9 protein-coding genes are annotated in these 12,852 nt (G+C 54.3%); 5 read left to right on the top strand and 4 right to left on the bottom strand.

The annotated features are described in order from the left end of the window. The first annotated feature begins 134 nt into the window (after nucleotides 1–134). The 3 genes from ACK4HN_RS09625 (at nucleotide 135) to ACK4HN_RS09615 (ending at nucleotide 3,256) form a co-directional block, all read left to right on the top strand. Entirely contained in the window at nucleotides 135–1,856 is a 1,722-nt protein-coding gene (locus ACK4HN_RS09625) for an iron uptake porin (RefSeq protein ID WP_409877566.1), read from the top strand. Nucleotides 1,857–1,959: 103 nt separating this feature from the next. Beyond that, nucleotides 1,960–2,592, top strand: a complete 633-nt coding sequence (gene purN / locus ACK4HN_RS09620) for a phosphoribosylglycinamide formyltransferase (RefSeq protein ID WP_409869540.1) — start codon at nucleotides 1,960–1,962, stop codon at nucleotides 2,590–2,592. A gap of 85 nt (nucleotides 2,593–2,677) precedes the next feature. Then, nucleotides 2,678–3,256, top strand: coding sequence for a hypothetical protein (locus tag ACK4HN_RS09615; RefSeq protein WP_409869541.1), 579 nt, complete (start codon nucleotides 2,678–2,680; stop codon nucleotides 3,254–3,256). A gap of 43 nt (nucleotides 3,257–3,299) precedes the next feature. Here the strand turns inward: ACK4HN_RS09615 and ACK4HN_RS09610 are convergent, their stop codons facing one another. Continuing rightward, nucleotides 3,300–4,466 carry an aminotransferase class V-fold PLP-dependent enzyme gene (locus tag ACK4HN_RS09610; RefSeq protein WP_409869543.1) on the bottom strand — a complete coding sequence of 389 codons (1,167 nt, stop codon included), beginning with the start codon at nucleotides 4,464–4,466 and terminating at the stop codon, nucleotides 3,300–3,302. A 146-nt stretch (nucleotides 4,467–4,612) separates the two neighbouring features. On the opposite strand from ACK4HN_RS09610, the gene ACK4HN_RS09605 reads away from it, so the two are divergent. Beyond that, nucleotides 4,613–5,212: a hypothetical protein gene (locus ACK4HN_RS09605; protein WP_409869544.1), complete on the top strand. Its 600-nt coding sequence runs from the start codon at nucleotides 4,613–4,615 to the stop codon at nucleotides 5,210–5,212. Nucleotide 5,213: 1 nt separating this feature from the next. Here the strand turns inward: ACK4HN_RS09605 and ruvX are convergent, their stop codons facing one another. After that, nucleotides 5,214–5,675: a Holliday junction resolvase RuvX gene (gene ruvX / locus ACK4HN_RS09600; RefSeq protein WP_409869545.1), complete on the bottom strand. Its 462-nt coding sequence runs from the start codon at nucleotides 5,673–5,675 to the stop codon at nucleotides 5,214–5,216. Between the two features lie 89 nt (nucleotides 5,676–5,764). Between ruvX and ileS the strand changes: the two genes are divergently transcribed. Then, on the top strand, nucleotides 5,765–8,626 hold the full coding sequence (gene ileS, locus ACK4HN_RS09595) for an isoleucine--tRNA ligase (RefSeq protein WP_409869546.1): 2,862 nt from the start codon (nucleotides 5,765–5,767) through the stop codon (nucleotides 8,624–8,626). 537 nt (nucleotides 8,627–9,163) lie between these two features. On the opposite strand, the gene ACK4HN_RS09590 is transcribed toward ileS, so the two are convergent. Next, entirely contained in the window at nucleotides 9,164–9,397 is a 234-nt protein-coding gene (locus ACK4HN_RS09590) for a DUF370 domain-containing protein (RefSeq protein WP_409869547.1), read from the bottom strand. Then, complete coding sequence (gene carB / locus ACK4HN_RS09585; RefSeq protein ID WP_409869548.1) at nucleotides 9,391–12,693, bottom strand: carbamoyl-phosphate synthase large subunit; 3,303 nt, start codon at nucleotides 12,691–12,693, stop codon at nucleotides 9,391–9,393. The genes ACK4HN_RS09590 and carB overlap by 7 nt, the downstream gene beginning before the upstream one ends. Between the last annotated feature and the right edge of the window lie 159 nt (nucleotides 12,694–12,852).

The following is a 12,852-nucleotide window of genomic DNA, read 5'->3' as shown; positions in this document are numbered from 1 at the left end:
TAACCTCAAGACGCTCCTCAATCGTGGGTGAATGTGCTAGCATGCTTATAGCTTTTACTTACCTGAGCTTACTGGACTATCAGAAAAGGGTTTGGGTAGAAAAGCGCGAGGAGTGAATAAGGAGTAAAGTGTCTATGTCTCCCTCATTGACGAAGCTAGGAGTGCTCATTCCCACGATTTTGGTGGGAGCAACCATGGCCGCCGCCGCCGAAACCCCAAGCGACTTACCGGCTCCGACGAACCCCCACCAAGCGATTCCCTCGGTGGCAGAACTGGAAAAAGAACTGGGACTGCCGACAACCCAAGATTCCAAGCCGCAGGTCACCTCTGTATCCCAGCTTTCTGACGTTAGCCCCACCGACTGGGCCTACCAAGCCTTGGCCTCCCTTGTCGAGAAATACGGCTGTATTGCCGGCTATCCCGACGGCACCTTCCGCGGCAACCGCGCCGCCACGCGCTATGAAATGGCCGCTGCCCTCAACGCCTGCTTGGATGTGATCAGTGACCGTTTTGCCACCAAAGAAGACTTGGCAACCCTACAGCGCCTGACAGACGAATTCAAAGCTGAGCTGGCCACCCTGCGGGGTCGGGTGGACAAACTGGAAGCCAAGACGGCTCAACTGGAAGCACAGCAATTTGCCACCCTCACCAAGCTGAACGCCACCGTTATCTTTAACATTTCAGATGTTTTGACTGATACACAGGCACTAAACCCTGGTGCTAATCCTCCTCTTACTGCGTTCAACACCAATCCCGTGGCCAACCAGCGTACGCGCCTCAACTTTGACACCAGCTTCTACGGCAAGGATCGCCTGCGGCTGCGCTTACAGGCAGCAAACATCAAAAATTACAACGCTCTCACTCCCCCTAACGCTACTACTCCCCCTAGCATTAACACTAACATGGGTCGCCTTGGCTATGATGGCGATACTGGTAACACGTTTATACTGCAAAAAGCCTTCTACAGTTTCCCTGTAACGTCCAAAGGGCGTCTTATTCTTGACTTCGTGGGGGGAGAATTCAACGACAACTTTAACAACTTCAACCCCTTCCTGCAGTCCAGTGACACGGGTGCCCTGTCGCGCTTTGGCCGTTACAATCCCATTTACCGTGCTGGTTCGGGAGATAACGCAGCAGGGGTGAGCTTCAAGTATGACCTTATCAGTAATAAGGAGAAGGGGACGGGCGTGACCCTGAATGTGGGTTATCTCGCTCCGAACGCAGCAAACCCAAACACTAATGTAACTGCTCAAGGCTTTCTAGATGGTGCCTATGCCGCCCTTGCCCAAGTGGATGTCCTTCCTCTGAAGAACTTAGCTTTCGGTGTTACCTACACTCACTCCTACGGACTCGACCCATTTGGCGGTACAGGTAGTGCTGGGGCAATCTCAGCAGCAACCCCATTAAATCCCTCTGTTACAGTGCAAGCTGCTGATGCTATTGGCTTCCAGTTCACCTACCGTCCCATTCAGAAGTTCAACCTTGCCGGCTGGGTGGGCTATGCCAACGTCTATGGTGTTCTACCACCAGGTTTCACAGGGGTTAATCGTCGCGAAGCGGAGATTGTCAACTGGGCAATTACGCTTGCCTCTCCCGATCTGTGGCGCAAGGGCGACCTGGCAGGTCTAGTCTTTGGTCAGCCACCGCAATTGATTAGCACCACCAATGTACCAATTCCTCAAGGTACTGGTAGTGTTACTGAATTTAACTCCTATCACCTAGAGGGGTTCTACCGCTTTGCGCTTTCCAAGAACCTGTCGATTACACCGGGTGTCATTGCTGTCTTTAACCCCAACAGCAACGCCAATAACGAGACCTTGGTCATTGGGGCAATTCGCACCACCTTTAGCTTCTAGTGCCCCGTTGTCCTTTGAGCAGGTCATTCCCTAGGAATCGGGGAATGGCCTTTTGTTTTTTACAGGGCACTCTGGCTTTAGAATGGGGGAGACCCCAAGAGGAATGCTGACCATGTCTAGGGAAGTTCCTGTGGTTTCTGCTGCCCCTCGCCCCCTGCGACTGGGGGTGTTGGCCTCTGGGAATGGCTCCAATTTTGCTGCCCTTGCCGAGGCCATTGCCCAAGGGGAGTTGCCCGCCCAACTTCAAGTGCTGATCTACAACAATCCCGATGCCTTTGTGGCGGAGCGGGCCAAACAGTGGCAGATTCCCAGCGTTCTTCTCAACCACCGTCACTACCCCAGCCGTGAAAGCTTCGATGCCGCCATTGTGGAAACCCTGAAGGCCTATGGGGTGGAGTGGGTGGTCATGGCGGGCTGGATGCGCATTGCTACCCCCGTGCTCCTTAGGGCCTATCCGCAGCGGGTCATTAACCTGCACCCCAGTTTGCTTCCCAGTTTTCGCGGCCTACATGCCGTAGAGCAGGCCTTGGCGGCGGGTGTGAAAATCACGGGCTGTACCGTGCACATCGTCACTGAGGAGCTGGACAGCGGACCAATTCTGGCCCAAGCAGCGGTGCCAGTTCTTCCCGAGGATACGCCGGCAACCCTCCATGCCCGCATCCAAGTGCAGGAGCATCGCATTCTCAAGCTGGCGATCTCTCACATTGCAGCGCAGCAAATTCAAACTTCCTGCTGACCCTTGGGCATTGCGTCCGCATCCTGTGCTCAGTGGGAACGATTGATGCTTAGGATAGGGGGTGTGGGTAGTTATCAATCGAGTCATGACGCAAGCATATACCCCTGAGGATGTTTGGCGGTTACTGGGGGAGCTATTAGAAGCTCAGAAGGAAACAGAACGCCGCTTTCAAGAAACAGATCGCCGCTTCCAAGAAACAGAGCGATTACTGCGCGAAGAAGCGCGCCAACTCAACCAGCAACTGGGCAAACTCGGCAATCGCCTTGGGGAGTTCGTCGAATGGCAGGTGCGCCCCGCTGTGCTGCGCCTCTTTCGCAGCCGTGGGATTGCCGTCTCCCAACTCTACGGCGATGTCATTCTCCAAGATGGAAATGAGAGTTTAGAAATTGATCTGCTGGTCGTCAACAGCGAGGAAGCAGTTCTCGTCGAGGTAAAAACCAAACTCAGCCAAGGGGATGTGGATGAGCATCTGGAGCGGATTGCCAAATTCCGCCGCTTAGCGCACCAGTATCGCGACACGAAGCTCTTGGGCGCTGTGGCAGGGATGATTGTGCCCCCTGAGGTAGCGCGCTATGCCTATCGGCAGGGGCTATTTGTATTGGCGCAGTCGGGAGATGGGATAACCATTCTCAATGATGAGCAGTTTCAGCCCCGCAGGTGGTAGGCCTCTCTCCTAGAGAATCGCCCCCATTCCAGTCTCAAGCCTTCTAAGGATGCTCCTGTAGCCACTGTTTGAGGGCAGCAATAAAGCGATCGCACTCCATGGGGAGCGTAAAGTAATGGACACAGGCACGCACTGAGGCAGGAGAGAGCAACTCCCGCACCAAGATATGCTCTGCCTCAAGGTCTTGCACCAATTGGTGATGCTGACCATTGGCCAACTGAAAGGCCACCAAGCCCGACGGCGGCGGCACGGGACTCAGACAGGTCAACCCTGCCATGCCCTGTAGCTGCTGCCAGAGGTAATGGCTCAACTCACAAATGCGCTGGTATCGCGCTGCGGGAGTTCCCCATTGCTCATGGATACGCAGGGCAGTGGTTAGCCCCGGTACCAAGGAAAAGGCGGTGGTAGCCACCTCAAAGCGACTGGCATCCTCCTTCCAGCCCGCCGGTTGCGCCTCACGGGTTTGGTGAATGCCGCGCCAGCCAATAAAGGTGGGTTCCAATGTGACTAGGCGATCGCGCCGAATGTACAGCCCACCTAGTCCCGCAGGTCCACAGCACCACTTGTGTCCTGTAAAGGCATAGTAATCCACCCCCAAGGCGGGTAAATTCAGGGGCACCATGCCCACACTTTGGGCACCATCCGCCAAAACTTGGATGCCGCGACGGTGGCAAAGGTCAACAATCTTGTCCAGCGGCAAAAGCTTGCCGGTATTCCACAGCAAATGGCTGAGGACGACCAAGCGTGTGCGGGGATGGAGTTGGGCTTCAATGGCGGCCACCTCATCGTCACACCAGGGCCAAAAGGCTACCCGATCCACGACCACCCCCAACCGCCGCGCCAATTGCTCTGTAATTGCCACTACTCCCGGATGTTCGCAGTTGGAAATCAGCAGGCGATCGCCCGCTTGCCAGTTGATGCCCCAAAGGACGATGTTGCAGCCTGTGGTGACTGAATCCGTGAGGGCGATGGTGTCTGCCGTTGTCCCCAAAAGCTGTGCCAGTTCTTGCCGCAGGGTTTGCAGTTGCTGGCTGAGCCACGGAAACACGCGATTAGCAAAGGGGCCTTCCGCTTGGATATGGCGATCGCTTTGGAGAATGGCCTGCCAAGTATCTTGGTGCAGCGGTCCTTGACCCCCGTAGTTGAGATAGGTCTTATTCTGCAGAGCAGGATAAGTGTCGTGGTAGGTGCGTAGGGTCTCTAGATTCATTGGTGGCGGCTTCGAAGACGAGTATCCAGAATTTAGCTTGGGTATCCTGCTGAGGGCAGGCGTCAACCATGATTGAACACCTTGGATTACCATCGTGATAGATACTCCTCAGTGTGCTAGGAAGTCTCTAGCAAGTCAACCAAGCAATGACACAGGCATACAGTCCCGACGATGTTTGGCGTTTACTAGCAGAGCTGCTAGAAGCTCAGAAGGAAACAGAACGCCGTTTCCAAGAGACGGAGCGTAGGTTTCAGGAAACAGATCGCCGCTTCCAAGAAACGGAGCGATTACTGCGCGAAGAAGCGCGCCAACTCAACCAGCAACTGGGCAAACTCGGCAATCGCCTTGGGGAGTTCGTCGAATGGCAGGTGCGCCCCGCTGTGCTGCGCCTCTTTCGCAGCCGTGGGATTGCCGTCTCCCAACTCTACGGCGATGTCATTCTCCAAGATGGAAATGAGAGTTTAGAAATTGATCTGCTGGTCGTCAACAGCGAGGAAGCAGTTCTCGTCGAGGTAAAAACCAAACTCAGCCAAGGGGATGTGGATGAGCATCTGGAGCGGATTGCCAAATTCCGCCGTTTAGCGCACCAGTATCGCGACACGAAGCTCTTGGGCGCTGTGGCAGGGATGATTGTGCCCCCTGAGGTAGCGCGCTATGCCTATCGGCAGGGGCTATTTGTATTGGCGCAGTCGGGAGATGGGATAACCATTCTCAATGATGAGCAGTTTCAGCCCCGCAGGTGGTAGTTCATGCCTTGGAGGGAGGGTCAACGGCTGCCGATGTTGCTTTTAGAGCTTGAGAACGGGCATCAAGCCACTGTTGCAAAATCAGCGCCGCAGCAATTTGATCTACGAGTTCCTTGTGGTGACGGGGCGATCGCCCCCGCTGTTTAAGAATTTCCTCGGCTTGAAATGAGGTAAGTCGCTCATCCACATATTCCACTGGCAAGTTCAAGGCCGCACCAATTTTTTCTGCCAGATGTTGCACCTGCCGTGCTTGGGAACCCAATTCACCATTTAATGTGTAAGGCAAGCCCACCACCAAACGCTCCACTTGGCGTGCCTGACAAATTTGCCGCAGTTCCTCAACATCTTTAGCAAAGTTACGGCGCTGAATTGTCGTCAAGCCCATGGCCAATTGCCCCAAGCGATCGCACCCTGCGACCCCAATGCGCTTGCGCCCCAGATCCAACCCCAGAACGGAAATCATCCTTGAGTGAATAAGAACAGTTCCCCTACAATTGAATCCATTCCTGATTTTTTCTTGCTCTAAACCATCATACCCCGCTGTACCCACCCATGACTGACGCGACCGCCGACTACAAAGACACTGTCAACCTGCCCCAAACGACGTTTGAAATGCGGGCAAATGCCGCAACACGGGAGCCGCAGTTGCAGGCCTTTTGGGCACAGCACCAGATTTATGAAACCCTTCAGCAAACCAATCCGGGTGAGGTCTTTATTCTCCACGATGGCCCCCCCTACGCCAATGGCGCCCTTCACATTGGCCATGCCCTTAATAAAATTCTCAAGGACATTATCAATAAATATCAACTGCTGCGCGGACGCAAAGTTCGCTACCGCCCAGGGTGGGACTGCCACGGCTTGCCTATTGAACTCAAGGTGCTACAAAACCTGAAACCCGAACAGCGTGCTCAGTTGACCCCCCTCACTCTCCGCCAACAGGCCAAGGACTTTGCCCTGAAAACGGTCGCCGAACAAAAGCAAAGTTTCCAGCGCTATGGCGTTTGGGGCGACTGGGAGCATCCTTACCTGACCCTCACCCCCGACTACGAAGCTGCCCAAATTGGGGTCTTTGGCGAAATGGTGCTGCGGGGCTATATCTATCGCGGCCTGAAACCCGTCCACTGGAGTCCTAGCTCCAAAACTGCCCTTGCGGAGGCAGAACTGGAATATCCCGAAGGCCACACCTCCCGTAGTCTCTATGCCGCCTTTGAAGTCATTGAGCTGCCTGCAGGTTTAGATAAGTCTTGGTACAAAGCCCTAGGGAAATTGGGAGTGGCCATTTGGACAACAACCCCTTGGACAATTCCCGCCAACTTGGCCGTCAGTGTCAATCCCGATCTCACCTATGCGCTGGTTGAAGTGAAGCCCAGTGCCCGCTACCAGTACTTGATTGTTGCTCAAGATCTGGTAGATCGGCTCAGCAATACCCTAGGGTGCACCCTCAAAGTTGTTGCCACCGCCAGAGGGGCTGACCTAGAAAATACTTGCTATCGCCATCCCCTCTTTGAGCGGGAAAGCAAAATAGTCATTGGTGGCGACTATGTGACCACAGAATCAGGAACAGGACTCGTGCACACTGCCCCCGGTCATGGCTTAGAGGACTATGCGGTGGGGCAGCGCTATGGCCTGCCCATCCTATCGCCGGTGGATGAGAATGGGTGTTTTACGGCTGAAGCTGGACCTTTTGCCGGTCTCAATGTGCTCAAGGAAGGGAATGAAGCGGTGATTGCCGCCCTGCAAAACTGTGGTGCCCTCCTCAAGGAAGAACCCTACGTTCACAAGTATCCCTACGACTGGCGTACGAAAAAACCAACGATCTTCCGTGCCACAGAGCAGTGGTTTGCGTCCGTTGAAGGGTTTCGGGATGCAGCCCTCAGGGCGATCGCTGAGGTGAAGTGGATTCCTGCCCAAGGGGAAAACCGCATTACGGCCATGGTGGCTGAGCGATCCGACTGGTGTATTTCGCGGCAGCGCAGTTGGGGCGTGCCCATTCCCGTCTTTTATAACAAAGAAACGGGGGAACCCCTGTTGACGGCAGAAACTATTGCCCATGTGCAAACCATTATTCGCGATCGCGGCTCCGATGCGTGGTGGGAACTCTCGGTGGCTGAATTGCTCCCCGAATCGCTCCGAGATCAGGCCGATCGCTACGAGAAAGGCACCGATACCATGGATGTTTGGTTTGACTCGGGATCCTCTTGGGCAGCGGTTCTCGGCGATCAGCAGGCGGATCTTTATCTCGAAGGCTCCGACCAACACCGCGGTTGGTTTCAATCCTCCTTGCTGACACGGGTGGCCGTGAAAGGCCAAGCCCCCTACAAGGCCGTCCTCACCCACGGCTTTGTCCTCGACGAGCAGGGGCGGAAGATGAGTAAGTCCCTTGGCAATGTCGTGGATCCGCGTGAAGTGATTGAAGGGGGCAAAAACCAAAAGCAAGACCCTGCCTACGGTGCCGATGTGCTGCGCCTGTGGGTTTCCTCCGTGGACTATGCCAACGATGTACCCATTGGCAAAACTATCCTCAAGCAGTTGGCAGATGTCTATCGCAAGATTCGCAATACAGCCCGCTTTCTCCTCGGGAATCTCCACGACTTTAACCCCGATCAGGATGCGATTCCCTATGCCCAACTGCCGGCGTTGGATCGCTATATGCTGCATCGGCTGCAGGAGGTTTTCACCGAAGTGACAGCAGCCTTTGACAGCTTCCAGTTCTATCGCTTTTTCCAAACCATTCAAAACCTCTGTGTTGTTGACTTGTCAAACTTTTATCTGGACATCGCAAAAGATCGGCTATACATCAGTGCTCCCACTAGCGATCGCCGTCGTAGTTGTCAAACCGTGCTTGCCATTGCGGTTCAAAACCTCGCCCGTGCCATTGCCCCAGTGCTTCCGCATCTAGCCGAGGATATTTGGCAACATTTACCCTTCAAAAGTCCCTACCTTTCAGTCTTTCAAAGCGGTTGGGTGCAGCTTCCTAGCCAGTGGTGTGACCCTACCCTAGCGAAGGAGTGGCAACGCCTGCGGCAACTGCGCCTAGAGGTCAATAAGGTGCTCGAACAGGCGCGGGCTGAAAAACTGATTGGCTCCTCCTTGGAAGCCAAAGTCTGGCTCTATGTGACCGATCCAGAGTGGCGCGATCGCCTTGCGGACATGAATCCTAGGGATGTCCTCAGTGGCAATGGCGTGGATGAACTGCGCTATCTCTTTTTAGTGTCCCAGGTGGAGGTCATGCCAGAACGGGAAGCAGTGGCTGTGCCCTATACCCTTGAGGGGGAGGGGCTGTGGATTGGCGTCGGTCATGCCGAGGGTAAGAAATGCGTCCGCTGCTGGAACTATTCTGAGACTGTTGGCCAATCGGCCTTGCATCCCCAGTTGTGCGATCGCTGTCAAGCCGCCCTGCAAGAAGAATTTTAGATTGTCAACTCTTTGGAAACGTGGAAACAATGTTAGAGGTTGATCGTATCTGCCAAGCTGACACATTCACTCTCTTACCACAAATTGATAACTTATCTAACTTATTTGCGTTATTTGCGATAATCCCTAGGGTGTAACAAATATAGCTCTTTTGATAAAGAATAAGACACTATGCGGCATAGTAGTTGCGAATGATCTGATCTAGAGAAGTGTTTGACTCTGTATATACCCATGCTCGCTAGTGCAGCGTCGTTCTGAATTGGGCAAGCCATTTGTTTCTTTCGGGTGATCTCCATCCATTGGAGAGTGTAACAAATCGTTGAAATTTGCACCCCAAATCGCCGAGCCAATTAAACGGTTCGGCCACATTCACGCCTAAAACTACCCAATCCAGTTTCCAAGGGCGACGGGTTGGGGTATTCCACTTTAACCAAGGTTTAACTAGGGGTAGATAGTTGTACGACTCACTTGGAAGAGTTGAGTAGCCTCACTGAGACTGCCCCTTCGTCTCAACGTGCTCTCGTCTTCTAGAGGCCTCTAGGGGGGTGGATTCAGCCGTGCCACCAATGTTTCAGGATGCAGCGCCGAGAGAACAACAATCTTGCCATCTAACACCAATACAGCACGAGTCCGCCGCCCATGGGTAGCATCAATGAGGTGATGGTGCTCCCGTGCCTCCAGAATCAGACGTTTGATTGGCGCAGAATCGGGGCTGACGATCGCCAGCAGTCGCTGCGGCGAAACATAGTTGCCAAAACCAATGTTTAGCATTCCGCCCGATGGTAGTCCTGAAGTGCCCGTACCCCGAGGGTTGAGGTTTGCAGGGTTTTAATGGCGGCAGCCGTCGCCTTAGCACCAGCGATCGTCGTCACAATCGGAATCTTGTAGGCAAGGGCAGTGCGACGAATCAATTGGGCATCGGTACGCGCCTCTTGACCTGAGGGGGTATTCAGAATCAGGTGAATCTGCTCATTTTTAATGGCATCGAGGACATGGGGACGCCCTTCATGGAGCTTGAGGATGAGTTCAATATTGCTCAAACCCGCCTCAAGTAAGGCATTCCGTGTGCCTTCCGTGGCGATAATCCGAAAGCCAAGGGACTGCAACTCCTGTACCACGGGCACAATGGCGGCTTTATCGCGATCGCTCATTGACACAAAGACGGTGCCTTTCAGGGGCAACTTTTGATTGGCGGCCAGTTGGGACTTGGCGTAGGCGGCACCAAAGGTCATATCAATGCCCATCGCTTCGCCGGTGGAGCGCATCTCTGGCCCTAACACCGTATCGGTGCCGGCAAATTTTTCAAAGGGCAGAACGGCTTCCTTGACGGCAACATGGTTGGGAATTTTCTCCTTCAGGAAATTCAGTTCCGCAAGGGTTTTCCCTGACATTAATCGAGCCGCAATTTTAGCAAGGGGAATGCCAATTGCTTTTGAGACAAAAGGCACCGTACGGGAGGCCCGTGGGTTGGCTTCCAAAATATAGACCTGCTCCCCTTGTACCGCTAGTTGTAGGTTCATCAGTCCCACCACTTTTAGCACCTTGGCCAAGGCAATACTCCATGTGCGGATGGTCTCTAACACAGTGGGCGAGAGGGATTGGGTGGGCAAGCTACAGGCAGAATCCCCGGAGTGAATTCCGGCTTGTTCGATGTGTTCCATAATCCCGCCAATCACCACGGTACCGGTGGCATCGGCAATGGCATCCACATCCACTTCAATGGCATTTTCCAGATACTTATCAATGAGAATCGGGCGCTCTGGCTCCACCTGCACCGCTTCATTGATATAGCGTTCCAGTTCGGCATCGGAATAGACAATTTCCATGGCACGACCGCCGAGCACATAACTGGGGCGCACCACCACGGGGTAGCTAATGCGCTGGGCAATACTCAGGGCTTCGGCATAACTGCGAGCCGTGCCATTGGGGGGTTGAGGAATGTTTAACTCCCGCAAAATTTTCTCGAAGCGTTCGCGGTCTTCGGCAATATCAATGGAGTCCGGAGATGTGCCCCAAATTTTTGTTCCTAGGCGATCGCCATGGGTTGCGAGGTACTCTTGGAGGGGGAGGGCCAACTTCAGGGGCGTTTGACCACCAAATTGAATAATGATGCCCACCGGGCGCTCTACTTCAATAATGTTCAGGACATCCTCTTTGGTCAGGGGTTCAAAGTAGAGGCGATCGCTGGTGTCGTAGTCGGTGGAAACCGTTTCGGGGTTGGAGTTGACCATGATGGTTTCATAGTCATCCGCTCGCAGGGCATAGGAGGCATGGCAGCAGCAGTAATCAAATTCAATTCCTTGGCCAATGCGGTTCGGCCCTGATCCCAGAATCATCACCCGCGGCTTACGGGGGGGCAAGACCTCCGATTGGGGGGGGAGTACTTCGACTTCGCCGGTCTCAGGGTTAATTTGCTCCACAGGCCGCTCATAGGTGGAGTAGTAGTAGGGCGTGTAGGCCTCAAACTCGGCAGCACAGGTATCCACGGTTTTATAGACGGGAACCACACCGAGGGATTGGCGATAGGCACGCACCTGATCCTCGGTGGTTTTGGTGGCGTAGGCAATTTGGGCATCACTAAAGCCCTGTTGTTTCACCCGCCAGAGATCATCAGCCGTGAGGTGCTCCAGTTTGCTGCGCTTGAGGAATTTTTCCGTTTCTAGGAGTCCCTGCATCTGGCGCAAAAACCACGGATCAATGGCCGTGAGTTCGTAAACCTCCTCAACGCTCATCCCCAAAAGGAAGGCGTGGCGAATGGCAAAGATGCGATCGGGATTGGGTGTGCGCAGTTTTCCCCGCAGTTGCTCAAGGCTCGGCAGTTTTTCGGGGCGATCGCACCCCCAGCCGGCGCGTCCTGTCTCCAGCGATCGCAGGGCCTTTTGCAGGGACTCTTGGAAGGTGCGGCCAATGGCCATGGCTTCCCCCACGGACTTCATTTGCGTGGTCAGCACCGGCTGCGAGCCGGGAAACTTCTCAAAGGCAAAGCGGGGAATTTTGGTGACCACATAATCAATCGTGGGTTCAAAGCTAGCGGGTGTTTTCTTGGTAATGTCATTGGGGATTTCCGATAGCGTGTAGCCCACGGCCAATTTTGCCGCCATTTTGGCAATGGGGAAGCCCGTGGCCTTAGAAGCAAGTGCTGAGGAGCGGGAGACGCGGGGATTCATTTCAATGACAATCACTTCCCCCGTTTCCGGGTTCACGGCAAACTGAATGTTTGAGCCGCCGGTTTCCACCCCAATTTCGCGAATAATTTTGATGGCGGCATCCCGCAGTCGCTGGTATTCTTTGTCCGTCAGGGTTTGGGCAGGGGCCACGGTAATCGAGTCGCCGGTGTGGATGCCCATGGGGTCAACATTCTCAATGGAGCAGATGATGACCACGTTGTCGGCCATGTCCCGCATGACTTCGAGTTCGTATTCTTTCCAGCCAATGAGGGACTGCTCAATCAGGATTTGCGAGACGGGACTGGCCTCTAGCCCGGCAGCGGCAATCTCTTCAAATTCCTCTTGGTTGTAGGCAATGCCACCACCTGTGCCCCCCAAGGTAAAAGCGGGGCGAATGATTAGGGGATAAACGCCAATCTCTTGGGCGATCGCCCGTGCCTCTTCAAGAGTATTGGCTAGGCCAGAGGGACACACCGCCACGCCGATTCGCTGCATGGCCTCCTTAAAGAGTTTGCGATCCTCAGCCATTTCAATGGCCGGCAGTTTAGCGCCAATCAGTTCCACGCCATAGCGATCGAGGACACCCGACTTTGCCAAGGCCACGGCCAAGTTCAGGGCTGTTTGTCCCCCCATGGTGGGCAGCAGGGCATCAGGACGTTCTGCGGCAATCACCTTTTCCACGATTTCGGGAGTGAGGGGTTCAATGTAGGTGCGATCCGCCATTTCTGGATCGGTCATAATTGTGGCGGGGTTGGAGTTAATCAACACCACCTCGTAACCCTCTTCGCGCAACGCCTTACAGGCTTGGGTTCCTGAATAGTCAAATTCGCAAGCTTGGCCAATCACAATGGGGCCGGAACCAATAATGAGAATCTTGGAAATATCGGTACGACGAGGCATAGAACGTAGCCAAACGACTTCTCGCGACGCCGCAATGACGCCTTCCCTATCCTACACTTCCCCTTGGGATTCCACTTGTCTTTTGGGGGCAACAATCACGATCTGATGACGTTCGGATGACATTCTAATGGCCTCTTGGCCGCGGGGGGCGGCTTTCCT

Source organism: Thermosynechococcus sp., assembly GCF_046299655.1.
Classification (GTDB): domain Bacteria; phylum Cyanobacteriota; class Cyanobacteriia; order Thermosynechococcales; family Thermosynechococcaceae; genus Thermosynechococcus.
This window is presented reverse-complemented; position numbering and strand designations above follow the sequence as displayed.

Bases quoted from the DNA above. Each gene is read 5' to 3' on its own strand.
- ACK4HN_RS09625 (WP_409877566.1), top strand. From the start codon at position 135: ATGTCTCCCTCATTGACGAAGCTAGGAGTGCTCATTCCCACGATTTTG.
- purN (WP_409869540.1), top strand. From the start codon at position 1,960: ATGCTGACCATGTCTAGGGAAGTTCCTGTGGTTTCTGCTGCCCCTCGC.
- ACK4HN_RS09615 (WP_409869541.1), top strand. From the start codon at position 2,678: ATGACGCAAGCATATACCCCTGAGGATGTTTGGCGGTTACTGGGGGAG.
- ACK4HN_RS09610 (WP_409869543.1), bottom strand. From the start codon at position 4,466: ATGAATCTAGAGACCCTACGCACCTACCACGACACTTATCCTGCTCTG.
- ACK4HN_RS09605 (WP_409869544.1), top strand. From the start codon at position 4,613: ATGACACAGGCATACAGTCCCGACGATGTTTGGCGTTTACTAGCAGAG.
- ruvX (WP_409869545.1), bottom strand. From the start codon at position 5,675: ATGATTTCCGTTCTGGGGTTGGATCTGGGGCGCAAGCGCATTGGGGTC.
- ileS (WP_409869546.1), top strand. From the start codon at position 5,765: ATGACTGACGCGACCGCCGACTACAAAGACACTGTCAACCTGCCCCAA.
- ACK4HN_RS09590 (WP_409869547.1), bottom strand. From the start codon at position 9,397: ATGCTAAACATTGGTTTTGGCAACTATGTTTCGCCGCAGCGACTGCTG.
- carB (WP_409869548.1), bottom strand. From the start codon at position 12,693: ATGCCTCGTCGTACCGATATTTCCAAGATTCTCATTATTGGTTCCGGC.